This is a genomic window from Streptomyces sp. NPDC003393 (genome assembly GCF_053589015.1).
Window position 1 is genome coordinate 204,346 of sequence record NZ_JBSFRB010000005.1, and the last position, 24,719, is coordinate 229,064.

Here is a 24,719-nt window from a genome sequence, read left to right on the forward strand (position 1 = left end):
CCGGGACGAACCAGGCCGAAAATCGACCATACGACCGCTTGCTCCCCTCACGTGGCGTACGCGAGTCGATGCACACTGCACGTAAATGCGTGATACGCAGGGACGTCTGCCCTGCGCCGGGCGACCCGCACGGGCCCGCACTGTGATCCTTGTCGCGCCCGGCGAGCACGACCACATCCGGGGCGGACTATCGTCATCCGGACAAAAGGCGGGCGGACGACAGGTGAACCCGGGGCCGCCCGCGTCTTCCCACAGGGGGAGCCGCGAGCCTCTCCGGGGCCGCGCGCCCCCAGGGTTCGTGGTGCGTACCGGGACGAAGGGGCGGGAGGCCGACGAGGCGTGGCGGACGCGGAGCGCAGCGGGACAGGATCCGGAACACTCCGAGCGACGGCAGGTGACCCGACCGGAGCGCGCCTGCACGCGGCCCGCCTGGGCCTGTGGCTGATCGCCGGGGTCCTCGCGATACGGCAGGTGGCCGCCGTCCTGACCACTCCGCCCGGGCAGAGACTCACCGACCTGGAGACCTGGGTGGGGCCGGAGGGGGTCCTGCACGTCGAGGGATCGCTGTACGACTCGACGCGGTTCACCGGGACGCCGTTCAGCGGCCTCGTCCTCAAACCGCTGACCAAGGCCGCCGAGGACGCCCTCGGCTGGGGCTGGATCTTCGGCACCCTGCTGCTGGTGGTCGCGATCGGCCTGATCGCCGCCCGCGCCCTGCCCCAGCCGGTCGGCCGCCGCACCTCCCTGCTGGCCGCGCCCGTCGCGATCAGCCTGCTCATGGTGTCGCTGCCGGTGCGCAACGCGCTCTGGCTCGGCCAGACCAGCATCATTCCGGTCCTGCTCGTGCTGCTCGGCTGCTTCGTCGTGCGCGGGCAGCGGACCACGGGCACCCTGATCGGCGTCGCCGCCGCGCTCCAGCCCACGATGCTGCTGTTCGCGCCCCTGCTGTGGTGCACCGACCGCAGGAAGGCCGCCGCCTCCACGGGCGCCGTGTTCGCCGCCTGCACCGCGCTCGCCTGGGCGGTGATGCCGCAGGACTCGTACACCTACTGGGTCCACCACATGGCGGGCGCCGGCCTCGGCGGGCGCGCCGACGCCCTCGCCAACCAGTCCCTGCACGGCGCCCTGCTGCGCCTCGGCCTGACCGGCCCCCTGGAGATCGGTCTCTTCCTCGCGCTGGGCACGGTGGTCGCCGTCCTCGGCGTCCGCCGGGCCGTGCGCTACGCCCGCGACGGGCAGCTGCTCCTCGCGGTCGCCCTCACCGGCTGCGCCGCGATCGCCGTGTCACCCACCACCTGGCAGCACCAGCTGCTGTGGATGCTGCTCGCGGTCGTCGGCCGGGTCGGCCGTCGCGTCTCCGACCGCTACGTCTGGCCGGTCGCCGTGGCCCTGGTGACGACCCTCCCGGCGAAGATGCTGCTGCCGAACGTCCCGGTCATGTACCCGCTGCGGGACAACACGGTCCTGCTGGCCGCGCTGGCCGCGGCGACGGCCGTCCCCTTCCTCTCCCGCACCGCGGAGCACTACCGGACACCCGTCCCGGCCCGGTACGCCGCTCCCGTAGCGGCCCGCCGGCGACGCGTCCCGCTGCTCCCGTTCCTGCGCAGGGTCCTCATCCGCCCCAACCTGCTGCTGGAACTCCTCCTGATCCGCGTGACCTACGCCGCCTACCAGCAGGTGCGTCTCGCGGCGACCGGCGGCACCATCTCCGGCGGGCGGGCCCGTGCCGAGCACCACGGCCACGAGATCCTCGCCGTGGAGCGGTTCCTGCACATCGACATCGAGCACGCGGTCAACCACGCCGTCGTCAGGGCCGGCTGGCTGCGGCACTTCTTCGACTTCTATTACGAATCCTTCCACTTCGTGGTCCCGCTGACCGTCCTCGGCGTCCTGTACTGGCGCCGCCCGGTCGACTACCGCTGGGCCCGCTCGGCCCTCGGCTTCGCCACGCTCCTGGCCCTGGTCGGCTTCTGGGCCTTCCCGCTGGCACCGCCGCGCCTGATGCCCGCCCTCGGCATCATCGACACCGTCCACGGCACCCAGGACTTCTCCCGACCGGACTACGGCACCCTCACGGCCCTCACCAACCAGTACGCGGCGATGCCGTCCCTGCACTTCGGATGGGCCCTGTGGTGCGGCCTGGTGATCGCGGTCGTGGCCCCGAAGTGGTGGCTGAAGGCCCTCGGCCTGCTCCACCCCCTCTTCACGGTCTCCGCGATCGTCGCCACCGGCAACCACTGGGTCCTGGACGCGGTGGGCGGCGCGGCCGTCGTCGGCACGGGCTTCGGGCTGACGTATCTGCTCCAGGGTCCGCGCGGCCGGACGGTCCCGGCCGCCGCCGAACGCAGCAGCGAGGCGGCCGTCCCGAAGGAGCGGACGCCGAGATGACCCCGTGCACGCCCGGCGACGCGGGCTGTGCAGGGTCCGGCCGGCCGTCGGTTGTGCTTTGCGCGTACTCGGCGGGGCCGGTCACGTCCTGACCGACGACGATCGCCGACGCTCGCGGGCAACTCGGTCGAGCGGCCGGCCGCACAGCCGGCCCATCACGTGATCGGCAGGGCGTCGAACAGGTCGGTGTCCTGCGGAGGATCGAGCCGCTGCTCGCACCAAATCGTCTTTCCCTGTCGTGAGTGACGTGTGCCCCACCTCTGGGTGAGCTGTGCGACCAGCAGCAACCCTCGTCCTCCTTCGTCGGAGAGGCGAGCCCGGCGCATGTGCGGCGCAGTGCTGCTGCCGTCGAACACCTCGCAGACGAGGGTCTGGTCACGGATCAGACGCAGCTGGATCGGCGGTCGGCCGTAGCGGATGGCATTGGTGACGAGTTCACTCACGAGCAGTTCGGTGATGTACCCGGATTCGACGAGCCTCCAGTGATCGAGACGCTGAGCGGTCCAGGAACGGGCTTCGGCGACGAACGAGTCGCGAGGCGGGACATCGAGTATGGCGACCTGCTCGGCACTGAGCGCACGGGTGCGTGCCAGGAGGAGCGCCGCGTCGTCCGGCGGCCGGGACGGCAGAAGTTGCCGCAGCGTCTCCTCGCAGAGTTCGTCGAGGGAGAGTCCAGGGGTCCGCAGTGCCTGCTCGAACTTGCTGAGCGCGAGGTCGACGTCATGATGATGGGCATTGAGCACCCCGCCGGAATACAGCGCGAGCAGAGTGCCCTCGGGAAGAGCCAGGTCTGTGCATTCGAAGGGCAGTCCTCCGACTCCGAGGGGCGGTCCGCAGGGTGCGTCCAAGAACGTGGTCGCGCCGGTCGGAGAGACAACGGCGGGAGGTGGGTGCCCTGCGGAGGCGAAGGAGCACGTCCGGGATATGGGGTCGTACACGGCATAGGCGCAGGTCGCACCCACGTCGCCGCTCGCCTCGGGATGCCGGTTCTCCGTGCGCAGCCGGGTCAGTACGTCGTCGAGGTGTGTCAGAAGTTCATCGGGGGGAAGGTCCACATCGGCGAGAGTGCGTACCGCGGTACGCAGTCTGCCCATCGTCGCCGCGGCGTTGATGCCGCGCCCGACGACACCACCCACCACCAACGCCACCCGCTTGCCCGACAGGGGGATCACGTCGAACCAGTCGCCGCCGACTCCGAGATGAGAATCGGCGGGACGGTACCGGCTCGCGGTCTGCACCGCGGTCTGATCTGTCTGGGTGTGCGGCAGCAGGCTCTGCTGCAGGGCGAGGGCTGTGGTCCGCTCTCGTGTGTAGCGCCGCGCGTTGTCCAGGCACACCGCTGCCCTTGAGACGAGTTCCTCGATGAGGAGCCGGTCGTCATCGGTGAATGCGTCCTGATTGTTCCGGAACAGCACAACAACTCCGAGAATTGCCCCTCGTGCTCCCACCGGGGTGACCATCACCGAGCGCCAGCCATATTTCCCGAACCTTTTGGCGCGTCTCGAGTCCTCGGCGAGCCAGGCCGCCATGTCCGGGTCGCCCGATGCCAGGACAAGGGTTCGGTTCAGTATCATACTTCGGACAGGGGGCGAATGGGCGGGGTAGAAGGCGACCTCACCGATATTGCTCGTCGTTTCCGGGGCACCGGGGCGTACTGAGGCGTGTGCCACGCGCCGGAGGGCCACTTTATCGCTGAACGGGCCGGGTTCTTCACCGCGAAGCATGCTGTCCAGCAGATCCAGATGACACCAGTCGACCAGTCGAGGGCACAGCAGATCGACGAGTTCACGGGCCGTGACCGACACGTCGAGTGTCGTACCGATGCGCTCACTCGCCTCACTCAAGAGCATGAGCCGCTGCCTGGCGCGACGCTGCTCCGTCACGTCCGACAGCGTAGAACAGAGGCCGATGGCACGGCCGGAGGTGTCGAACATCGGGCCGGCTGCGGCGACGAATACGCGCTCGCCGTCCGCAGAGCCCGGGACGCCGACTCGGATTTCCTGAGTGGATATTGCAGAACCTTCGGAGATGGCACGGCGCAATGCCGCTTCCCACTCGACTCCGTCATCCTTCGTAAGGGCCTGATGTGTGCTTTCATCGATACGTTCGCACCCCGGCGTCCCGGTCAGAAGTGCCATGGCAGCATTTTTGCGCAGGCAGCGGAGATCTGTTCCGTACACGGTGAGTGCCATAGGCGAACTCTCGTAGAGCCAGCGCAGAACAGCCTGATCGATCTCCTCGTTCTCCACGTCCGCCGGGAGCCTGAAGAAGAGAAGCGACCAGGGCGGTTCACCGGCGACCATGGCGACCTGCTGCATGCTCACCCAAAGCGACAAGAATTCTCCACTTTTCGCTTTGAACCTGAGGATTCCTGTCCATTCGCCGGACATCTCTGCGGATCGCTGGAGAGGTGCGTACGGCGCGGTGAGAATGTGGTCCAGGTGCTGTCCGAGGATCTGAGGGGCAGCGTATCCGAGCATGGACTCCGCTTCCGGCGTCCATGCGCTGATGTGCCCGTGTCCATCGATCGCGAGCAGGGTTCCCTGAGGCTGTTTCGCCGGATGCCGAATGCCGTAGCGGCTCATGTCACCACTCCACTCCGGTGGAGCACGCGCCTCCGTGAGACCAGTGTGCGCCTCTGACCACGGCACAGCCACGGCACGACGGTGCAGGTGGAGGCGCAGTGTGCGGCATTCGGACGGACGGGACGAGGTTCGGGCACGGGGCGGATCCGTTCACGCGTAGGGGCACTTCTTCGTACGGTTGCCCGGCGGCCGGCCGCCGGGGCCGGGGGCGTCAGGCAGCAGTGGGCGCCTCCAGATTGCAGGCCTTCCGGGACACCAGCGCCCGGTCCCGGTCCTTGAAGACGCCGATGGTCTCGCGGGTGAAGAACGTCATGACGATCGCGGCGATCAGTTGCAGAGCCGCCAGGAAATACAGGCCGTGGTGGAAGCCCTGGGCGCTGGAGAAGCCGCCGAAGCGTTCGATCAGCCAGCCGAGCAGGATGGGGGACAGCCCGCCGATGCCCTGGCCGACCATTTGCAGACCGTTGCCGATGGCGATCGCGCCCTTCTCGCTGGAGTCGGACGACAGCGCGTACAGACGAGGTATCTCGCAGGCCACAGGCAGTTCCCGGAACTTCCTGGCCCAGCCGTGGCCGCCCCGGTCGGACCAGAGCGACAGCGGCAGGACCAGGACCGCTTGCGCGAAGGTGAGGAAGCCCGCGAACAACCCGAGGTGCGCGGGCGTGACCTCGAACTCCTTGACGATCGGCGGATGGACCACGAAGTCGAAGTTCCGCATGTTCGCGTTCATCGCGTAGACCAGCCACAAGGCTGCCAGAGCCAGCCACGAGTATGTGCACCCCACGCGTATGCGGCGTTGGCCGCGACGGGCGGCTTCCTTGATTGCCATGTGTGTGGGACTCCCAGTGCCGTGCCGTGGGGGGCCACCGTGTTCGAGTCGCTGCGGCCGACAGCGCCGGAGCGGCGGTGAGACGAGCGCTCTCCTTTATGTCAAGAGAATCACAAAATATATCGATAATAAGGTAAAGAGTAGCGCGGATCCTGGTCGCGAAGGCGGGCGGCGGTCGGCTGTGCGAGGGTGCGGCCCTCATCCCGGTCGGGTGTCGGCACCGTCCGGCCGGCGACTACGCCTACGACGGCCTCGTCCGGCTCATCGCACTGTGGCCGGCCGACCGGAAGCGGCAAGGAGGGCTGAGGGCGGAGGGCCTGGGTGGCGTGTGCGGTCGGCCCCACCGACTGTGTTGGTCTGGCGGCAGGGAACCCGGGCAAGGGCACGGCATGGAAGGCGCAGGGCCTTGTTCCGTTCATGCTTCAGGAGTCGCATTCGAACCACACGGTCTTCCCGCCCGTCCCGTGCGGCTCCACGCCCCACGTGTCGACGACGGCGTCGAGCAGCAGCAGGCCGCGCCCGCACTCGGCTTCCGGGGAGAGGTCCGAAGAGCCGGCCGGAAGTCGGGGTGAACCGTCGCTCACCTCCACCCGGACACCCGCCGTCTGCCGCAGGACCAGCAGCGTGCAGCGGCGGTCCGGGACATGGCGTACGACGTTGGAGATCAACTCGGTCACGGCCAGCTCCAGGGCGTCCGCCGGGTCGGTCAGGTCCCACTCGGTCAGGAGGGAGCGGATGATCCGGCGGATGTGACGGGCGGAGTGCTCACCGGCCGTGAGCGTCATCCGGTACTGGGCGGGGCGGGGGCCCGCCAGGATCGAGGGAAAGTAGTCGTTCACGACACGAGGCTGACGTGCCGTCACTACGCTGGGCTACCACGTGAACACAACCGGTCTGGCCGTGGACCGGCGTGCGCAGAGGGGACCGTGCGTGACCAACATCAACGTCCTCGACCCGGGGGCCTCACCGCTCGACTACTACGGCTTCGAGCTACGGCGACTGCGGGAGGCCGCCGGCCTGACGCAGCGGCAACTGGGGGAGATCGTCAACTACACCGGGTCGCTGGTGGGGCAGATCGAGACGGCACGGAAGCTGCCGACGCCGGAGTTCAGTGAGCGGGTGGACGCGGCGTTGGGTGCGGACGGGTTGCTCTCACGGCTCGTCGTGCTGGTGATGCGCAGTCAGTTGCCGGCTTGGTTCCAGCAGGTGGCGGAACTCCAGGCGAGGGCCACCGAAATCTACTCCTTCGAGATGGGCATGGTGCCTGGCCTGCTTCAGACCAGGGGATACGCGAGTGCCGTGCTGGGTGCTTTGGACGACAGCGATCTCGACGACCGAACCGCCGTGCGGCTGGACCGTCAACGCATCTTGGACAAGGGAGAGCCGCCGCTCTACTGGGTGGTCCTTTTCGAGGCGGCTTTGTACCTGGAGATTGACGGTCCTGGAACGATGCGCGAGCAACTGGCTCACCTGTTGTCTTTTGAACGCGATCCGTTGGTCCATGTTCAGGTGCTGCCGTTCAAGGCTGGTGCACATGCCGGAATGACAGGCTCGTTCGACGTCTACCGCTTCGCGAGTGACCCAACCATCGTCTACACGGAGGGCTACGGCAGTGCGCACCCAACTGCCAACCCGCAGACCGTCAAAGACTGCTCACGCCGTTACGATCATCTGCAAGCCGCCGCGCTCTCCCTCAAGGACTCGGCGGAGCTGATCCGGCGCGTGATGGAGGACCGCTATGGAGACCGAGTGGCGTAAGTCCAGCTACAGCAGCGACCAGGGCGGGAACTGCGTCGAGATCGCCGAACTTCCGGACACCGCCGTAGCCGTCCGCGACTCCAAAACCCCCACCGGCCCGGTGCTCACCTTCCGGCCGAAGGCCTTCAGCAGCTTCGTGACCTGGACGTCCGTCGTGGACTGACCCGATTGTCAGTGGCACGGTCTACGGTGGTCGCGGATGGCAACGGTAGACGCAAGGGGGAACGATGACCACTCTCCAGGACCGGCCCAATGCCGCGCTTCTCGTCGTGGATGTGCAGAACGACGTCGTGCAGAAGGCGCACGCGCGAGATGCGGTCGTGGCGAACATCTCCGCCCTGGTCGAGCGTGCCCGGCGGCAGGAGGTCCCCGTCGTGTGGGTGCAGCACGCGGACGAGGCGATGGCGAGGGGCAGCGACGGCTGGCGGATCGTGCCCGAACTGACGCCGGGTGAGGGCGAGCCGCTCGTGCACAAGAACTACGGCGACTCGTTCGAGGACACCACGCTCGAGACCGTGCTGTCGGGGCTCGGGGTGGGCCGGCTGTTCGTGACCGGGGCGTCGACCGACGCGTGCGTCCGCTCGACGCTGCACGGCGCGCTGGTGCGCGGATACGACACGATCCTGGTCGGCGACGCCCACACCACGGAGGACACGTCGGCCTGGGGCGCCCCGCCGCCGGAGCAGGTCATCGCCCACACCAACCTGTACTGGGGTGACCAGAAGGCGCCGGGGCGTACCGCCGGGACCGTCGAGACGAAGGACGTCGACTTCGGCGGCAGATGACGTCACTCGCGGCCCGATGTCACCACGGCCAGCACCCCCGTTGCCACCGCCGCGAGCAGCAGCGGGGTGCCCAGGTCGATGTGGACCACCAGCCAGGCGCCGAGAGCGGCGCCGGCGAGCATGGCGATCACTGATGCGGCACGCCGTGCGAAGCGGCGGCCGGTGCCGCCGGCGGCCCGGGAGTCGGCGGCGAGTTTGGTCAGGGTCCTGGTCAGGACGGTGGTCGTCAGGTCGGGCACGTCCAGTTTGACGACCGTGGCGTTGCGCAGGCCCATCGCGAGGGCGGTCAGGGCGATGACGCCGTACGTCGTGCCGGTGGCGCCGGCGGCGGCGAAGGCCAGCGCCGACGACGCGCCCACGAGAGCCGCTTCCACCGCCAGCGTCGCCCGGGTCCAGTTGCGCCGCGAGCGGCCGTTGTAGCGCTCCGCGACCCGGCCGCCGGCCAGCGCGCCCAGCTGGAAGCAGATCAGGGAGGTGGCCGTGTGCGGCACGGAGAAGCCGGGCGCTCCGGCGGCGGCGAAACCGAGGACCACCACGTTGCCGGTCATGTTCGCGGTGAAGACGTGCCTGAGCCCGAGGTAGCTGACCGCGTCGATGATGCCGCTGACCACCGTCAGCCCCAGCAGCACCGGCACCAGCCGCAGGCCACGGGGGTCGGGGGCGTCCGGGCGGGCGTCCGGCGGCGGGTCTGCTGCCATGGCACCAGGAAAGCAGACGTGCGGGGCCGTACCGTGTCCGGACACGGCGAGGGCGGCGGTCCCGGGGATCGGGGGACCGCCGCCCTCGCGTCGATGACCGGCTCGGAGGCCGGGCGTGGGCCGGCTCAGTACCAGCCGTGAGCCTGCCAGAAGTTCCAGGCCTTGGCCGGGCTGCCGTAGCGGGAGTTCATGTAGTCCAGACCCCACTTGATCTGGGTCTTGGGGTTGGTCTTCCAGTCGGTGCCCGCCGAGGACATCTTCGAGGCGGGCAGCGCCTGGACCAGGCCGTAGGCGCCGGAGGAGGCGTTGGTGGCGTGCGGGTTCCAGCCGCTCTCGTGCTCGACGATGCGGCTGAAGGCATTGAACTGCGCGGCGTCCGGGATCATCTGGTGCGCGATCGCCTTCGCGTCCGCGCCCGCGGCGGGGGTGGCTGCCTGGGCGGGAACCGAAGTCAGGGCGATGCCGGCGGTGGCGGCGGCCAGGGCGGCGGTGGTGAGGGCCTTCTTCGGGGTGGCGATGCGGCGGATGAAGGAGACGGGCACGGAGAACCTCTTGCGTCGGGGACGGGGGTGTCGCGAGCAGCCGGAGCCCGCGGGAGCGGGAGGAGAAGCTGCCCCGGCGCCGGGGCCCCGGAGTCCCGGATGTCCGGGTCCGGGGACCGTCGGCGCCTGACGACGTCGTCCAGATAAGCAGGCGGCGGATCTGCCCGCAAACACCCCTTTTACTAGTTGTCGTCGCATCCGCGGCTAGGTGGGCTGGTGTGAGCGGGCTCTCAATGCGCAGGTCGGCGCGGGTGAACGGGTGCGCATGCCAGGGCCTGTGCGGCTACGACCCAGGGCCGTAGGTGACCTACGTCATGTGGGCCGGTTCACCGGCGCGGTCACCGCTCGGGAGTGCATGGTGACGGTCGGTTCACGGTCCGGGCGGGTCGAATGTGACCGGCGCCTCGAAGGCGGCCCGCCGGGTGGCGCGGCGCAGCGCCCGCAGCACCGCCGGGCCGACGGCCAGCGTCAGGACGAGGGTGACGGCGGCCCGGCCCAGGTCCCAGCCGAGCGACGTGGCCAGGCAGTACGCGACGAAGCGCGCCAGGTTGACGGGGACCGCGGCGTGCGGGTCGAAGGCGATGGAGGAGGCGAGGGTGCCCATGAAGGGCCAGCCCGCGAGGTTCATGACCGTGCCGTAGGCGAAGGCGGCGAGGAAGCCGTAGCCGGCCAGCATCAGCAGTTCCGTACGGCCGCGCAGGCGGTCCGGGCCCGGCAGCAGGCCCGCGCCCATGGTGAACCACCCCATGGCCAGCATCTGGAACGGCATCCAGGGCCCCACCCCGCCCGTGAGCAGCGCGGAGGCGAACATGGTCGTCGAGCCCAGCACGAAGCCGAAGCCCGGACCCAGGACGCGTCCGCTCAGCACCATCAGGAAGAACATGGGCTCGATACCCGCGGTTCCGGCGCCGATCGGGCGCAGCGCGGCCCCGGTCGCCGCCAGTACGCCGAGCATGGCGACGGCCTTCGGGCCCAGACCGGACTCGGAGATCGTCGCGGCGAGGACGGCGACCAGCAGGACGAGCAGGCCCGCGAAGAGCCAGGGCGCGTCCTGTGCGTGCGCCCCGAGCCGCGAGGTCGGCGGGGCCAGGAAGGGCCAGGTGAAGGCCATCACGCCGACGGCGCTGACCAGGGCGAGGGCGATCACGGAGCGGGGGCCGAAGCGGACGGCCCGCACCGAGCCGTGGAACGAGTCGCGGGCGCCGGTCATGCCAGCGCCTCCCGGACCTGGGCGACGGTGAGCCACCTGTGCGGGGCCAGGACCTTGGTGACCTGGGGGGCGTAGGAAGGGGAGGAGACGACCACCTCGGCGGTGGGCCCGTCCGCGATCACCTCGCCCTCGGCGAGCAGCACCACCCGGTGGGCGAGCTCCGCGGCCAGCTCCACGTCGTGCGTGGCCAGCACGATGGCGTGGCCGGCGGCGGCGAGCTCCCGCAACACGGCGACCAGGCGGGCCTTCGCGCCGTAGTCCAGGCCGCGGGTCGGCTCGTCGAGCAGCAGCAGCGGCGGCCGGGCGGCCAGCACCACGGCGAGCGCGAGCGCCAGCCGCTGCCCCTCGGACAGGTCGCGGGGGTGGATGTCGTCGGTGACGCCGGGCAGCAGCTGAGAGACCAGGGCCCGGCAGGTGCCGGGCGCGGCCTGCGCGTCCCGGTCGGCCGCCGCGCACTCGGCGGCGACCGTGTCGGCGTACAACAGGTCGCGCGGCTCCTGCGGGACCAGCCCGACGCGGCGCACCAGGTCGCGGGGCGGAGTGCGGTGGGGAACCGCGCCGCCCACGCGGACCTGCCCGGCGGCGGGTTCCACCAGTCCGACCAGGGAGCCCAGGAGGGTGGACTTCCCGGCGCCGTTGCGGCCCATGAGGGCGATGGTCTCGCCGGGGACGACGGTCAGGTCCACGTGGCGCAGCGCCTGGACGCGGCCGCGCCGGACGGCCAGCGCGCGGGCTTCGGCGACGACCGGTGGCGTGTCCGTGGGACCGGTGGCGCGGGGCGCGCGCCTGCGCAGGAAGGGAAGGGGAGCGCGCGGGGCGGCCGGGCGCGCGGGCGCCGCCGCCGTCCCGGTCGGGGGGCCGGGCGCCGGTGCGGGCTCGCGGCCCGCCAGGCGCTCGCGCAGGCCCGCCGCCCGGCGGCGGGCGTCGCGGACCGTCAGCGGCAGCGGGGACCAGCCCGCCAGGCGGCCCAGGTCCACCACCGGCGGGAACACCGGCGAGACGGCCATGACGTCGGCCGGGGCGCCGATCCGCGGGGCGGCGCCCGGGGCAGGCAGCAGGACGACCTGGTCGGCGTACTGGACGACGCGCTCCAGGCGGTGCTCGGCCATGAGCACCGTCGTACCGAGGTCGTGCACGAGCCGCTGGAGGACGGCGAGGACCTCCTCGGCGGCGGCCGGGTCCAGCGCGGAGGTGGGCTCGTCGAGGACGAGGACCTTCGGGTGCGGGGTGAGGACGGAGCCGATCGCGACCCGCTGCTGCTGGCCGCCGGAGAGCGTGGCGATGGGGCGGTCCCGCAGATCGGCCAGGCCCAGCAGGTCCAGGGTCTCCTCGACCCGGCGCCGCATGACGTCCGGGGCGAGGCCCAAAGACTCCATGCCGTAGGCGAGTTCGTCCTCGACGGTGTCGGTGACGAAGTGGGAGAGAGGGTCCTGTCCGACCGTGCCGACGACGTCGGCGAGCTCGCGCGGCTCGTGGGTGCGGGTGTCGCGGCCGGCCACGGTGACCCGGCCGCGCAGGGTGCCGCCGGTGAAGTGCGGCACGAGCCCGCTCACCGCGCCGAGGACCGTCGACTTGCCGACCCCGGACGGGCCGACGAGCAGCACGAGTTCGCCCTCGGGCACCTCGAAGTCCACTGCGCGGACGGTGGGTTCGGCCGCCCCGTCGTACGTCACGGAGACATCCTCGAAGCGGATCACGACGGCTCCTCGGGACACGTGCGGGCGGGCGCGGCGACGAAGGCGGGCAGCAGGCCTATGAGTACGGCCGCGGCGGGCCACAGGGGAAGAGTGGGGGCGGTGAGGGGCACGACACCGGGGTGCAGGGCCTCGGGGTCGCGGGCGGCGGCGAGCGTGAGCAGCGCCGCGACGGCCGCTCCCGCTCCGGCGACCAGACAGGAGCGGAGGTTCCAGGTGTCGGGCCGGTAGCGGGTGCGCGGGGAGCGCCGGCCGCCCAGCCGCAGCCCGGCGAGGGCGGCGGCGGCCCCGGCGAGCAGAACCGGCAGGCCGTAGGTGCCGCCCTCGGCGGTGAGCAGCCCGTACGTTCCGGCGCAGACGCCCAGCAGGCCCCCGAGGGTCAGGGCGCCGGTGGTACGGCGCACGGCGGGCGGGACCTCGGCCGTACGGCCGTAGCCGCGGGCGTCCATCGCGGCGGCGAGGGCGACGGACCGCTCCAGCGCGCCCTGGAGGACCGGCAGCCCCACGTGCAGCAGGCTGCGGACACCCCGGTCGGGCCGCCCGCGCAGGCGGCGGGCGGCGCGCAGCCGGCGGCCGTCGGCGACCAGGTGCGGGGCGAAGGTGAGGGCGACGACGACGGCGACGCCCATCTCGTACAGGGCGCCCGGAAGGGACTTCAGCAGCCGGGCGGGCGCGGCGAGGGCGTTGGCGGCGCCCACGCAGACGAGCAGGGTGGCCAGCTTCAGGCCGTCGTAGAGGGCGAAGACCAGCGCCTCGGCCGTGACCCGGCCGCCCAGGCGGATGCCCTGCGCCCAGTGCGGCAGCGGCACTTCGGGCAGGGTGAGGAGCACGTGCGTGCCGGGGATGGGGGAGCCGAGGGCGACGGCGAAGACCAGACGGACGAGCAGCACGGCGAGGGCGAGCCGGACGAACGCGGTGTACGACCGGGCGGAGGGGGTGTCGGGGCGGCAGGTCACCACGACGTAGCCGGAGACCGTGAGCAGCAGGGCGAGCAGGAGCGGGTTGGTGGTGCGCGTGGCGGCGGTGCCGAGCGCCAGGGCCCACAACCACCAGGCCCCCGCGTGCACGCCGGCCGCGCCGCGGGCTCCCGCACGGACCCCGCCGGACACTCCGGGCACGCCCGTCCGTGTGCGGCCGGACGTCCCGTGCTCGCCCGTCCGTGTGCCGCCGGTCGTGCCGCGCGGCACGGCGCGGGCGGCGTCCGGTGCCGGACCGGTGCCTGCGCCGGCGGCCTCCTCGCGTGGGCCCGGACCGCCCGCCGGCCGGCTCGGCCCGGCGCCCGCGGAGGCCGTGGGTGCGCCGGTGTCGACGGCCGTCTTACGCATCTGTGCGCCGCCGCCGGGCCTGCCACACGGCCGCTCCGGCCAGTACGGCCACGACGGCACCGCCCGCGACGAGACCGACCGAGGGACCGCCGCCCTCGTCCGTCGGGTGCGCCGCGTCCGCCTTGCCGCCGCTCTTCTGCGCGGTGCTGCCACCCGACGCGACCTGCTCGCCGCACCCCTTGCGCGGATACCCGGCGATGGCGCAGAGCAGGGCGTTGGCGTCGTAGCGCAGGGGCCCGGCGACCGCCGCCAGGGCCTCGGCCGTCGTGGCGTCGGCGGGAACGCGGGCGCAGGCCGTGCGCGGCGCGGGCGGGGTCTCGCCGGTGGGCGCGTCGGCCTTCGTGCCGAAGTCGAGGACCAGCGCGATCCGCTTCCGGCCCTGCTGGGCGGTTGTCTTGGCGCACACGGCGGTGAAGTCGGCGCCCCCGCGGGGCCGGGTGGCGTCCTGGGAGTCCTGGCTCACCGCGAAGCGGAAACCCTGCACGGCGCCGTCGGCGGGGCGGGCGGTGGACGGTCCCTCGGTGGCGTACGTCCAGTGAGCGCCGTCGCGGTCCCAGAAGGACCAGTAGCGGTAACCGACCGCCTGCGCCCGGCCCACGCCCGCCGACAGCAGGCACACGGCGGCCAGCAGCACGGCGGACAGTGCGCGCAAGCGGCGCGTCACGGCTGCCGGACCTTGTCGCTCTTGCCGCGGCTCAGCATGAAGCCGACGGCGATGACGACGACCAGCAGGATCCCGGCGGCCCACCAGACGACGTGGCCGGAGTCGTCCTTCGCGGCGCCCGTGGCGCGGGGCTTGTCCTTGGCCACGGCCGCCTGGGGCGCCGGGCCGGTGGCGTTGAGCCGCTCGACCAGGTCGACGCCGCCGAAGTCCCGCGGGTCGGCGCCGGCCGCGTGGGCGGCGAGGACGAGCTGGGCGTACGCGGCGGGACCGCTCTGCTTCGCCCACGCCGCGGAGTGCTTCTCCAGCCACTGGAGGGGCTTGCGAGCCGTGGCGGCCCCGCCCTGCGCGGCGAGCGCGACGACCGCGTCGGCGGTGTTGCCGTAGTCGGGCTGGTCGGTGGCGCCGGGGAGCACGGAGGTGAGGTGGCCGTCCTTGCCGACGGCACGCGCCAGATACGCGGCGCCGTTGGCGGCGGCCCGGGCGGGGCCGGCCTCGCCGGAGTCCGAGCAGCGGGTGCCGCTCTTCCCGGCGCCGCTCGCGGCCTCGGCGGCCAGGCCCTGCCCGAGGGCGGCGACCACACCCGCGGCGGTCGCGTCCGCGTTGGCGGCGAGCTTGCCCTTCTTGTCGGGCTGGTAGGCGAACGCCCCGGCGCCCGCGGCGTCACCGGAGCACGGCAGGGCGAACTTCAGCAGGGCGTCGTAGGGGGACTTCCCGCTCTTGCGCACGGCCTCGGGCTTGTCGCCCACGGCGGTGAGCGCCCCGATGACGACCGAGGTGGAGTTGGTGTCGCTGGGCCCGCCGGGCGTGTAGCCCCAGCCGCCGTCGGTGTTCTGCACGGACTTCAGCCAGGACACCGCCTTGCCGGTGACCGCGTCGTGGCCGCCGAGCGCGGCGAGGGCCTGCACGGCGGCGGCCGTGCTGTTGGTGTCGACCACGACCTTGGCGTCGCAGGCGCCGGACGGGTCGGCGCGGAAGGGGGCGAAGGCGCCGTTCGCGCACTGCTGCCCGGCCAGCCAGTCCACGGCCTTCGCGGCGGGCCGCACACCGGCCGTGTGCTGCGCGAGCAGGGCGAGGGACTGCCGCCAGACGCCGTCGTACTTGGGGTCGGTGCTGCCGTAGAGCCCGGAGGGCAGCGCGGGGGACCCGGAGGGAGAGGGGGACGAGTCGGCGGCGACGGCGGGCGCCGATATGCCGATCAGTGCGACGGCGGCCAGGGCCGCGGCGCTGCGACGGATGTTCATGATCGGCGGATGCCTCTCCCTGAAGGGAGCCGGGCAGCACGGGATCACCCCGGCGGCTCGGCTCCGTATACCTCGACGGTGCCGTGCGGCGGCGGGCCGCCGACGCACGTGAGCCGCTCACGCTCCCGCCCAGGGCATTCCGGCTCGCCGCCCACGAGGGGCGGCTCACGGTTGCGGGTCAGCGCCGGATTCGCACCGGCTTCCCCCCGGACGGGCGTGAAGACGACCGGCTCACTCTACCGGCCGGTTTCCTGCCCGAGGGTCACGGGTGCCGGGCCGCCGAGGGCAGGCGCGGCGTCCGGGAAGGTGCGGCGCCCGGGAGGCCGGGAGCCGGGGGCCGGACGGTGTCGGAGGGTTCCGGAAAAAAATCTCCCGTTTCGGGTGTTGTGTCTGAGATCGGGCGTTCTATGCTGGTAAGTGCCTACGGGACGAGTGAGGGAGTTCGACCGGAGTAGCCGACTTGGGCGAGAGGCCGAAAGGCATCCGCAGAGGCCGACGTCGACGGTCGGGCTGAGAGGCCGGAAAGTCGTAAGACCGGAAGGCGACCCCTTGAACCTGATCCGGGCAATACCGGCGAAGGGAACCCGTCTCGTAGGTTTCTCGTGTGCGACGTGGATCGCGCCGCGTGCCCGGGCCGTGCGCCCGGGTTTTTTCGTGCCCGTGCGCTGAGCGGTTCAGCGCTCGGGGGCGCTTCGGTTCCCGTCCCGGGCCGTCAGGTCGATCAGCCTGCACACCGTCTCTATGTCCGTCCTCACCTGGGCGATGGAGGCCCGGCCCGAGAGCCAGGTGATCAGCGCCGAGTGCCAGGTGTGCTCGATCACGCGGACCGCGGACAACTGCGCCGCGGTCGGGTCGTCCTCGCCCATCGCGTCCAGGATGATCGCCGTGGTCTGGCGGGAGACCTGGTCGACCTCGGGGCTCACGCTGCGGTCCGCGGAGGTCAGGGCGCGGACCATGGCGTCGGCCAGGTGCGGCTCGCGCTGGAGGCCACGGAAGGCGCGCATCAGGGTCTCCGCCACCCGCTCGGCCGGGCCCTCGCCGGCCGGCGGCTTCTTGCGCAGCGTGCCGTGCATGCGCTCCAGCTGGTCCTGCATGGTGGCCACCAGCAGGTGCACCTTGGACGGGAAGTACCGGTAGAGGGTGCCGAGGGCCACCTGCGAGGACTCGGCGACCTCCCGCATCTGCACCGCGTCGAAGCCGCCCCGCCCGGCGAGCTGCGCGGTCGCGTGCAGGATGCGGCGGCGGCGTGCCTCCTGCCGCTCGGTCAGGGGCGGGGACACGGCCGGCCCGTGCTCGCGCGCGGGGGGCGCGGGCCTCGCGGACGGCCGGGCGGCGCCGGCTTCCCCCTTGGCTTGCGCAGGCATGGGTACCGCTCCGTCACAGTCGGTGAGTGCGTGCGATCGGACAGCGTGGCAGGGCGCTGCACCGCGTGAGCCGTGGCGTGAATCACCTGATCCACTGCTCACAGCGAGGCTACCTGCCGGTAGATTCAGAGCCTCCTGGACGATCAAGTCTGAAACTTGTTCTAGATTAGCGTCCCGACGTAATCTCGCGGGACAGTGCGTCAGAAGGGGGCCCAGAGTGACCGCTGAGGCCAGTCAGGCGGGGTCCCCCACGGACCTCGCCGCGGACGGCGAGCGACCGCTCGACATCGCGCTCCTCACCTACAAGGGAAACCCGTTCTGCGGCGGCCAGGGCGTCTACGTCCGCCATCTCTCCCGCGAGCTGGCCCGCCTCGGCCACCGGGTCGAGGTGATCGGAGCCCAGCCGTACCCGGTCCTCGACGACCTGGAGGACGGCTGTCCGGGCCGGGTCCGTCTGACCGAGCTGCCCAGCCTCGACCTCTACCGCCAGCCGGACCCGTTCCGCACCCCGGGCCGCGACGAGTACCGCGACTGGGTCGACGCGCTGGAGGTCGCCACCATGTGGACGGGCGGCTTCCCCGAGCCGCTGACGTTCTCCCTGCGCGCCCGCCGCCATCTGCGGGCCCGGCGCGGTGAGTTCGACGTCGTGCACGACAACCAGACGCTGGGGTACGGACTGCTGGGCGACGTCGGCGCGCCGCTGGTGACCACCGTCCACCACCCCATCACCGTGGACCGGCAGTTGGAGCTGGACGCCGCCGGCACCTGGCAGCGGCGGTGGTCCGTGAAGCGCTGGTACGCCTTCACCCGCATGCAGAAGCGGGTCGCGCGCAGGCTGCCGTCGGTGCTCACCGTCTCCGGCAGCTCCCGGCAGGAGATCGTCGACCACCTGGGTGTACGGCCCGGCCGCGTCCACGTCGTGCACATCGGCGCCGACACCGACCTGTTCTCGCCCGATCCCTCGGTCCGGCGGGTGCCGGGCCGGATCGTGACCACCTCCAGCGCGGACGTGCCGCTCAAGGGCCTGGTCTTCCTCGTCGAGGCGCTGGCGAAGGTCCGCGCGGAACAGCCCGAGGCGCACCTCGTGGTGGTCGGCAAGCGGGCCGAGGACGGCCCGGTCGCCCAGGCCATCGAACGCTACGGACTCGAGGGCGCCGTCGAGTTCGTCAAGGGCATCTCCGACGCCGAACTCGTCGACCTGGTGCGCTCGGCCGAGGTCGCGTGCGTGCCCTCGCTGTACGAGGGCTTCTCCCTCCCGGCGGCCGAGGCCATGGCCACGGGTACGCCGCTGGTCGCCACGACCGGCGGCGCGATCCCCGAGGTCGCCGGCCCCGACGGGGAGACCTGTCTCGCCGTACCGCCGGGCGACGCGGGCGCCCTGGCCACCGCGCTCTGCCGGCTGCTGGGCGATGCGGACCTGCGCAGCCGCCTGGGCGCGGCCGGCCGGGACCGCGTCCTGCGCCACTTCACCTGGGCACGCGCGGCAGAGGGCACCGTGGCCCACTACCGCGAGGCCATCGCCGCCTCCGCCACCCCGCCCCGGCGCCGCCCCACGCCGCCGGGCACCGGCCGCTCCGTCCGCCCGGTCTCCGACGCCTCCGCGACCTCGGGCGCCGAACGCTCTGCGATACCGGTGCCCGACCGCTCCGCGACGTCGGGCGCCGACCGCTCCGTCCGCCCGGTCTCCGACGCCTCCGCGACCTCGGGCGCCGAACGCTCTGCGATACCGGTGCCCGACCGCTCCGCGACGTCGGGCACCGGCCGCTCCGTCCGCCCGGTCTCCGACGCCTCCGCGACCTCGGGCGCCGAACGCTCTGCGATACCGGTGCCCGACCGCACCCCGACTCCCGGTGCCGATCGTTCCCCGGCCCCGGACGGCCGCCGCCCCGCGGTCCACGATGCCGGCCGCTCCGCGGCCTCAGAGGTTGTCTACTCCGAAAGCAGGGCCACGTGCTGACCGTCGACTTCTCCCGGTTCCCGCTCGCCCCCGGCGACCGCGTCCTGGACCTCGGCTGCGGCGCCGGACGGCACGCGTTCGAGTGCTACCGGCGCGGCGCGCACGTCGTGGCGCTGGACCGCAACGGCGAGGAGATCCGCGAGGTCGCCAAGTGGTTCGCGGCGATGAAGGAGGCCGGGGAGGCACCGGCCGGGGCCACCGCCACCGCCATGGAGGGCGACGCCCTCTCGCTGCCGTTCCCCGACGAGTCCTTCGACGTCGTGATCATCTCCGAGGTGATGGAGCACATCCCCGACGACAAGGGCGTGCTCGCCGAGATGGTCCGGGTGCTCAGGCCGGGCGGCCGTATCGCGATCACCGTGCCGCGCTACGGCCCCGAGAAGGTCTGCTGGACCCTGTCCGACGCCTACCACGAGGTCGAGGGCGGTCACATCCGCATCTACAAGGCCGACGAGCTGATCACCAAGATCCGCGAAGCCGGCCTCAGGCCCTACGGCACCCACCACGCGCACGCGCTGCACTCGCCGTACTGGTGGCTGAAGTGCGCCTTCGGCGTCGACAACGACAAGGCGCTGCCGGTGCGGGCGTACCACAAGCTGCTGGTCTGGGACATCATGAAGAAGCCGCTGGCCACGCGGGTGGCCGAGCAGGCCCTGAACCCGCTGATCGGCAAGAGCTTCGTGGCCTACGCGACCAAGCCGCACCTGCCGCGGGTGGCCGCCGCGTGACCACTCCCCGGACAGAACACCTCGTCCTGCCCGGGGTCCTCACCGCCGGGCAGGCCGCCGCGACCGTACAGGGCATCCTCGCCGTGCAGCGTGAGGACGGGGCCATCCCGTGGTTCCGCGGACACCACCTCGACCCGTGGGACCACGTCGAGGCCGCGATGGCGCTGGACGCGGCGGGCGAGCACGAGGCCGCCGAGCGGGCGTACCTGTGGCTGGCCCGGCACCAACTGCCGGACGGCTCCTGGTACGCGGCCTACGCCGACGGCGCCCACGACGACGTCACCGACCGGGGCCGGGAGACCAACTTCGTCGCCTACCCGGCCGTAGGGGTCTGGCACCACTACCTCTCCACCGGCGACGACACGTTCCTGGACCGCATGTGGCCGGTGGTGTACGCGGCGATCGAGTTCGTGCTGCGCATGCAGCAGCCCGGCGGACAGATCGGCTGGAAGCGGGAGGACGACGGGACCGCGACGGCGGACGCGCTGCTGACCGGCTCCTCCTCCATCCACCACGCGCTGTGTTGCGCCCTGGCGATCGCCGAACAGCGCGAAGAACCCCAGCCGGACTGGGAGTTGGCGGTCGGCGCGCTCCGGCATGCGATCCGCGGGCACCCGGAGCGGTTCCTGGACAAGGACCGCTACTCGATGGACTGGTACTACCCGGTGCTGGGCGGCGCGCTGACCGGCGTGGAGGCCAAGGAACGCGTCGAGGCCGGGTGGGACCGCTTCGTCGTGCCCGGACTCGGCGTGCGCTGCGTCGTCCCCAACCCGTGGGTGACGGGCGGGGAGTCGGCCGAACTGGCCCTGACCCTGTGGTCGGTGGGCGAGTCGGACCGCGCCCTCGACGTGCTCCAGTCGATCCAGCACCTGCGCGACGGCGGGACGGGCCTGTACTGGACGGGCTACGTCTTCGAGGACGACGCCATATGGCCCCGCGAACTCACCACGTGGACCGCGGGGTCCCTGCTCCTCGCCGTCGCCGCGCTCGGCGGCCACGAAGCCACCTGCACGGTGTTCTCGCCCGACCGCCTGCCCAAGGGCCTGGACCCGGACTGCTGCGACTGACCGCTGGGACCGAGCGGGGGACCGGTCGCTGTCGCGGGCACGCGCGACCGGCCCGCGCGCCGGCGGCGCACGGGCCGTACGCGGTCAGTGCCGGTGCATGCGGTGGGCGAGGGCGTGGCCGACGAAGAGATAGACGACGGCGGCCAGTCCGTACCCGGCCACGACCCTGGCCCACGCCTCGTCGAAGGTGAACAGGTCCCGCGACCAGCTCGCGAGCCAGTTGGCCGCGTCGTGGACGAACTGCACCAGATCATTGGCCCGGTTCGCCTCCAGCAGGTACATCAGGATCCACAGGCCGAGAATGCCGGCCACGATGTCCGCGACGACCGCGATGACGGTACCGGCGGAGTTGGAAGCCGTGCGATATCGAGGGGACATACCTTCCGTCTGGCCGCGGAAAGCTGCTTGAAACCTGTAATGCGCACGGGGAGTGACGCCGACAGTACGTCAGGTGCGTTGTTTCGGGTGAGGCGCCTGGATCACACGGACCTCTGGAGTGCCTGAAGTACCTCAAGACCCTCGGGCACCTGCAGCAATCCCATTTCGGAGGACACCGTGCCCGTACCGATACGGCGCCTGGCTGTGGCGCTCACCGTCTGCTGCGCCCTGCTCGCCGGCTCCACCGCCTGGGCCGCGCCCCAGAGCGTCGGGCAGCACACCACCCCGGCCGTCGCGGTCGCCGACCCCACGCCCAGCCCGACCACGTCGGCGGAGAGGCAGAAGTTCGCCAAGACCCGCTTCGTGGCGAACGCGGCGCTCGCGGCCGGCGCCACCTACCGGTGGATCTGGAAACCGTACAAGGAGGGCAAGTTCAAGAAGGGCGCCAAGCACCGCAGGTCGACCCTTCTGAAGGCCGCGCTCGCCGGCGCGTTCACGTACAACCGGCTGAAGGCGGCGGTGCACAACGCCGAGGGCGACCCCACGCTGTCCAAGGCGCTCGACCCGCTGAACAAGGCCATCACCGACCTGAAGGACCTGCCCAACAAGCTCCGCAAGGGCGACGGTTCGGCGGCGAAGAGCTTCGACGACACCATCGACAAGGTGAAGGACGCGGCCAAGAGCGCCGGCGCCCCGGTCAAGGACAAGGTGCCGTCCGCCTCGCAGCTCAGGAGCGGCTCCTGACGGCCGGCCCGACGGTCCGGCGCCAGGAACGCCGACGGCAACGGCCCCCGCTCCGAAGAGCGAGGGGCCGTGCGGCCGTTGGCGACGTGCTCAGCCGCGCTGGATGTTCGAGGCGTCCTGGAGGACACCGCGGCGGCCGTCCTGCATCTCCGTCAGGAAGCCCTGGCCGCGCTGCTCGACGGCCAGGTACCACACGCCCGGCGCGAGTTCGGCGATCGGCGAGGGGGAACCGTCCTCCGCGAACAGCGGACGCGGCGCGGGCACCGCGAACCAGAACGGCGAGAAGGCCGCTCCCGCCGTGGCGGCCGGTGCCGGTGCCTGCTGGCCCTGCTGCGGCTGGCCACCCAACGACTGACCCTGCTGCGGCTGCGCGCCGTAGGGCTGCTGCTGGGCGCCCGGGTAGCCGTAACCACTCGGCGGCTGCGCGCCGTAGGGCTGCGGAGCGACCGGCCTCGGCGCCGGTACGAGGGCGGCCTGGAGGGCGGGCACCAGCGGCGTGGCGACGGCGGCGCCGGCCAGCACCAGGGCGGCGATGAAGCCGAGGATCAGGCCGGAGGAGGCGCTGGCCCCCTCAGGGACGTCCACCAGCGACCAGAACAGGCTCCACGCGACGAGCACCGTGAACGCCGCGCCGACCGTCCCGAGGTCCAGGCCGACGACCTTGCGCGGCTGCGGCAGGCAGCGGTTGACGACGATCAGGGCGGCTCCGATGACTCCGCCCATGTACAGGCCGAGGCCGTTGCCGAGGTTGTCCCACGCGTTGGTGTCCAGGTTGAAACCGGAGACGGAGTAGAGCTTGAGGAACGACGCGATGAACAGCAACACCGCTGCTCCGATCACCACGCCGTCGCCTCGAGTGAGGGAGCGGATATTCACTTCAGGTCCTTCGTAGGTCGTCGTCTCGTCATCGGTAGAGGCGTCGCTGTCACCATGTCGCCGCATGGCCCTGGTGTGAAGCGCGGGGGTGGCCCCTCATCGTAGGGTGACACTACCGCCCGTCCGACCGGGCTGTCCGCCGTGACCGTCGCGCCGGTCACTACCCGCGCAGGAAACTCACGATTCCTTCGGACATCCCTTCCGCCGCCTTCTGCCGCCAGGCTCCGCTGGTCAGCAGCGCCGCGTCCTTGCTATCGCGCATGTTGCCGCACTCGATGAACACCTTGGGAACCGTTGACAGATTGAGACCGCCCAGGTCCTTACGCGTGACGAGACCGGTACCGTCACCGATGTAGTTGGAGGGCGCCTCACCCGTCACGCGCACGAAGTTGCCCGCGATGCTCGCGCCGAGGTCGTGGGAGGCGGCGGCGATCGCCCGGGTGTCGGCGGCGCCGGAGTGGACGGCGGCCGGGAGGATGACGTGGAAACCGCGGTTGCCCGGCGCCGAGCCGTCGGCGTGGATGGAGATCGCCGCGTCCGCGTGTGCCGTGTTGCCGATCCGGGCGCGCTCGTCGACGCAGGGACCCCAGGCCGGTGAGCCGTCGTCGTGCGTCAGTTTCACCGTGGCGCCCTGCTGTTGCAGCAGCGTGCGCAGCCGGTGGGCCACGTCCAGCGTGAACCCGGCCTCCGCGTAACCGCCGTTGGTGGCTGTGCCGGTGGTGTCGCACTCCTTCCAGTTGGTGCCGATGTTCACCTTGCGGTTGATCTCGGACGCGTGCCGGAAGTTGCCCGGGTTGTGGCCCGGGTCGATGACGATCACCTTGCCCTTGAGGGGGCCGGAGGCGGCGGGTGTGTCCGGCCCCGTGCCGTCGTCGCCCGCCGACGAGGACGGGGAGGGCGACTCCCCGGAGGGGGACGAGGAGGAGGCCGTCGAGGAGGTGCCGCTCGTCGCCGGCCGCTCGGCCGCCGTGCCCGGCCCCGGACCGCCCGCCGAACCGCCCGTGCCCGGACCGCCGGAGGACCCCACCGCCTCGTACGCCAACCACCCCAGCAACGCGCCGGACACCAGCGCGGCCAGGGCCACCACGGGCCCACGGCGGAAGCGGCCGGGGCCCTGACGGCGCTCGGGTTGCGGGGGATCGAACTCGGGACCTACGTACGACACGACAGCGACTCTAACCGCGGGCGGGGGCGGCCGCTTCGGTTCGCCGCAGGACGCGCAGCGAGCCGGTCACCGAGACCTCGGTGAACTCGCCCGACTCCAGGGCTCTCAGGTACACGCGGTACGGGGCCTGCCCGGTGAACTCGTCCACCGGGTCCGGGAACACGTCGTGGATGACCAGCAGCCCGCCCACGGCCACGTGCGGCGCCCAGCCCTCGTAGTCCGCGCCGGCGTGCTCGTCGGTGTGGCCGCCGTCGACGAAGACCAGCCCGAGGGGGGTGTTCCACAGGGCGGCGACCTGGGGTGAGCGGCCCACGAGCGCCACCACGTGCTCCTCCAGGCCCGCCCGGTGCAGCGTGCGCCGGAAGGTGGGCAGCGTGTCCATCAGGCCGAGCTCCGGATCGACCGTCTCCGGGTCGTGGTACTCCCAGCCGGGCTGCTGCTCCTCGCTGCCGCGGTGGTGGTCCACGGTGAGCGCGGTCACCCCGGCCTGCCGGGCCGCGTCGGCGAGCAGGATCGTGGACCGCCCGCAGTACGTGCCGACCTCCAGCAGCGGCAGCCCGAGCCGTCCGGCCTCCACCGCGGCCGCGTACAGCGCCAGCCCCTCGCCGGTGGGCATGAAGCCCTTCGCGGCCTCGAACGCGGCCAGGATGTCGGGCTTCGGCGCTGCCGCGGGCATGGGGGTGGGGTCCTTCCGGTCGACCGTCCGCTCAGGGCGCCCATC

General features: G+C 72.0%; 23 protein-coding genes and 1 riboswitch. Of the genes, 8 read left to right on the forward strand and 15 right to left on the reverse strand.

Features of this window, described 5'->3' with window-relative positions:
- Positions 1-339: 339 nt before the first annotated feature.
- Positions 340-2,388 (forward strand): bifunctional glycosyltransferase 87/phosphatase PAP2 family protein, encoded by a 2,049-nt coding sequence (locus tag ACWDUZ_RS07635; protein ID WP_451630872.1) that lies wholly within the window; start codon positions 340-342, stop codon positions 2,386-2,388.
- Between the two features lie 155 nt (positions 2,389-2,543).
- On the opposite strand, the gene ACWDUZ_RS07640 is transcribed toward ACWDUZ_RS07635, so the two are convergent.
- The 3 genes from ACWDUZ_RS07640 to ACWDUZ_RS07650 all read right to left on the reverse strand — a co-directional run bounded on the left by ACWDUZ_RS07640 (position 2,544) and on the right by ACWDUZ_RS07650 (position 6,641).
- A complete protein-coding gene (locus tag ACWDUZ_RS07640; RefSeq protein ID WP_451630873.1) occupies positions 2,544-4,973 on the reverse strand; it encodes a SpoIIE family protein phosphatase in 2,430 nt (809 codons plus the stop codon).
- A 211-nt stretch (positions 4,974-5,184) separates the two neighbouring features.
- Positions 5,185-5,802 carry a hypothetical protein gene (locus ACWDUZ_RS07645; protein WP_451630874.1) on the reverse strand — a complete coding sequence of 206 codons (618 nt, stop codon included), beginning with the start codon at positions 5,800-5,802 and terminating at the stop codon, positions 5,185-5,187.
- A gap of 422 nt (positions 5,803-6,224) precedes the next feature.
- A complete protein-coding gene (locus tag ACWDUZ_RS07650) occupies positions 6,225-6,641 on the reverse strand; it encodes an ATP-binding protein (RefSeq protein WP_451630875.1) in 417 nt (138 codons plus the stop codon).
- Between the two features lie 91 nt (positions 6,642-6,732).
- On the opposite strand from ACWDUZ_RS07650, the gene ACWDUZ_RS07655 reads away from it, so the two are divergent.
- The 3 genes from ACWDUZ_RS07655 (at position 6,733) to ACWDUZ_RS07665 (ending at position 8,345) form a co-directional block, all read left to right on the forward strand.
- The gene (locus ACWDUZ_RS07655) at positions 6,733-7,560 is read left to right on the forward strand and encodes a helix-turn-helix domain-containing protein (RefSeq protein ID WP_451630876.1); all 828 of its coding nucleotides are present in this window, start codon (positions 6,733-6,735) and stop codon (positions 7,558-7,560) included.
- Positions 7,541-7,723, forward strand: a complete 183-nt coding sequence (locus tag ACWDUZ_RS07660; protein ID WP_451630877.1) for a DUF397 domain-containing protein — start codon at positions 7,541-7,543, stop codon at positions 7,721-7,723. The genes ACWDUZ_RS07655 and ACWDUZ_RS07660 overlap by 20 nt, the downstream gene beginning before the upstream one ends.
- A 64-nt stretch (positions 7,724-7,787) precedes the next feature.
- Positions 7,788-8,345, forward strand: coding sequence for an isochorismatase family protein (locus ACWDUZ_RS07665; RefSeq protein ID WP_451630878.1), 558 nt, complete (start codon positions 7,788-7,790; stop codon positions 8,343-8,345).
- A 2-nt stretch (positions 8,346-8,347) separates the two neighbouring features.
- Here ACWDUZ_RS07665 and ACWDUZ_RS07670 read toward each other — a convergent pair whose 3' ends face one another.
- The 8 genes from ACWDUZ_RS07670 to ACWDUZ_RS07705 all read right to left on the reverse strand — a co-directional run bounded on the left by ACWDUZ_RS07670 (position 8,348) and on the right by ACWDUZ_RS07705 (position 17,083).
- Positions 8,348-9,043: a YoaK family protein gene (locus ACWDUZ_RS07670; protein ID WP_451630879.1), complete on the reverse strand. Its 696-nt coding sequence runs from the start codon at positions 9,041-9,043 to the stop codon at positions 8,348-8,350.
- Between the two features lie 125 nt (positions 9,044-9,168).
- Complete coding sequence (locus ACWDUZ_RS07675) at positions 9,169-9,585, reverse strand: aggregation-promoting factor C-terminal-like domain-containing protein (protein WP_451630880.1); 417 nt, start codon at positions 9,583-9,585, stop codon at positions 9,169-9,171.
- Positions 9,586-9,955: 370 nt separating this feature from the next.
- Complete coding sequence (locus ACWDUZ_RS07680; RefSeq protein ID WP_451630881.1) at positions 9,956-10,795, reverse strand: ECF transporter S component; 840 nt, start codon at positions 10,793-10,795, stop codon at positions 9,956-9,958.
- Positions 10,792-12,492: an ABC transporter ATP-binding protein gene (locus ACWDUZ_RS07685; protein WP_451630882.1), complete on the reverse strand. Its 1,701-nt coding sequence runs from the start codon at positions 12,490-12,492 to the stop codon at positions 10,792-10,794. Before ACWDUZ_RS07685 ends, ACWDUZ_RS07680 begins: the two co-directional genes overlap by 4 nt.
- Positions 12,489-13,556, reverse strand: coding sequence for a CbiQ family ECF transporter T component (locus tag ACWDUZ_RS07690; protein WP_451630951.1), 1,068 nt, complete (start codon positions 13,554-13,556; stop codon positions 12,489-12,491). Before ACWDUZ_RS07690 ends, ACWDUZ_RS07685 begins: the two co-directional genes overlap by 4 nt.
- A 250-nt stretch (positions 13,557-13,806) precedes the next feature.
- Positions 13,807-14,478 (reverse strand): SCO2322 family protein, encoded by a 672-nt coding sequence (locus ACWDUZ_RS07695; protein ID WP_451630883.1) that lies wholly within the window; start codon positions 14,476-14,478, stop codon positions 13,807-13,809.
- Positions 14,475-15,719, reverse strand: coding sequence for a prenyltransferase/squalene oxidase repeat-containing protein (locus ACWDUZ_RS07700; RefSeq protein WP_451630884.1), 1,245 nt, complete (start codon positions 15,717-15,719; stop codon positions 14,475-14,477). Before ACWDUZ_RS07700 ends, ACWDUZ_RS07695 begins: the two co-directional genes overlap by 4 nt.
- Positions 15,720-15,851: 132 nt before the next feature.
- A riboswitch (cobalamin riboswitch) is annotated at positions 15,852-15,925 on the reverse strand.
- Positions 15,926-16,393: 468 nt separating this feature from the next.
- Positions 16,394-17,083 (reverse strand): TetR family transcriptional regulator, encoded by a 690-nt coding sequence (locus tag ACWDUZ_RS07705; protein WP_451630885.1) that lies wholly within the window; start codon positions 17,081-17,083, stop codon positions 16,394-16,396.
- A 217-nt stretch (positions 17,084-17,300) separates the two neighbouring features.
- Between ACWDUZ_RS07705 and ACWDUZ_RS07710 the strand changes: the two genes are divergently transcribed.
- From ACWDUZ_RS07710 to ACWDUZ_RS07720, 3 genes are read left to right on the forward strand one after another with little or no spacing between them, the layout of a single operon-like run.
- Positions 17,301-19,040 carry a glycosyltransferase gene (locus tag ACWDUZ_RS07710; RefSeq protein WP_451630886.1) on the forward strand — a complete coding sequence of 580 codons (1,740 nt, stop codon included), beginning with the start codon at positions 17,301-17,303 and terminating at the stop codon, positions 19,038-19,040.
- Positions 19,034-19,768, forward strand: coding sequence for a class I SAM-dependent methyltransferase (locus ACWDUZ_RS07715; protein WP_451630887.1), 735 nt, complete (start codon positions 19,034-19,036; stop codon positions 19,766-19,768). The genes ACWDUZ_RS07710 and ACWDUZ_RS07715 overlap by 7 nt, the downstream gene beginning before the upstream one ends.
- A complete protein-coding gene (locus ACWDUZ_RS07720; protein ID WP_451630888.1) occupies positions 19,765-20,835 on the forward strand; it encodes a prenyltransferase/squalene oxidase repeat-containing protein in 1,071 nt (356 codons plus the stop codon). Before ACWDUZ_RS07715 ends, ACWDUZ_RS07720 begins: the two co-directional genes overlap by 4 nt.
- Before the next feature lie 84 nt (positions 20,836-20,919).
- Here the strand turns inward: ACWDUZ_RS07720 and ACWDUZ_RS07725 are convergent, their stop codons facing one another.
- Entirely contained in the window at positions 20,920-21,213 is a 294-nt protein-coding gene (locus ACWDUZ_RS07725; RefSeq protein ID WP_451630889.1) for a hypothetical protein, read from the reverse strand.
- Between the two features lie 177 nt (positions 21,214-21,390).
- Here ACWDUZ_RS07725 and ACWDUZ_RS07730 point away from each other — a divergent pair, with 177 nt between their 5' ends.
- Entirely contained in the window at positions 21,391-21,957 is a 567-nt protein-coding gene (locus tag ACWDUZ_RS07730; RefSeq protein ID WP_451630890.1) for a hypothetical protein, read from the forward strand.
- Positions 21,958-22,047: 90 nt separating this feature from the next.
- Here ACWDUZ_RS07730 and ACWDUZ_RS07735 read toward each other — a convergent pair whose 3' ends face one another.
- The 3 genes from ACWDUZ_RS07735 to ACWDUZ_RS07745 all read right to left on the reverse strand — a co-directional run bounded on the left by ACWDUZ_RS07735 (position 22,048) and on the right by ACWDUZ_RS07745 (position 24,674).
- Entirely contained in the window at positions 22,048-22,833 is a 786-nt protein-coding gene (locus tag ACWDUZ_RS07735) for a hypothetical protein (protein WP_451630891.1), read from the reverse strand.
- 160 nt (positions 22,834-22,993) lie between these two features.
- On the reverse strand, positions 22,994-23,998 hold the full coding sequence (locus ACWDUZ_RS07740) for an N-acetylmuramoyl-L-alanine amidase (protein WP_451630892.1): 1,005 nt from the start codon (positions 23,996-23,998) through the stop codon (positions 22,994-22,996).
- Positions 23,999-24,008: 10 nt separating this feature from the next.
- Positions 24,009-24,674: a class I SAM-dependent methyltransferase gene (locus ACWDUZ_RS07745; protein ID WP_451630893.1), complete on the reverse strand. Its 666-nt coding sequence runs from the start codon at positions 24,672-24,674 to the stop codon at positions 24,009-24,011.
- Positions 24,675-24,719: the final 45 nt, after the last annotated feature.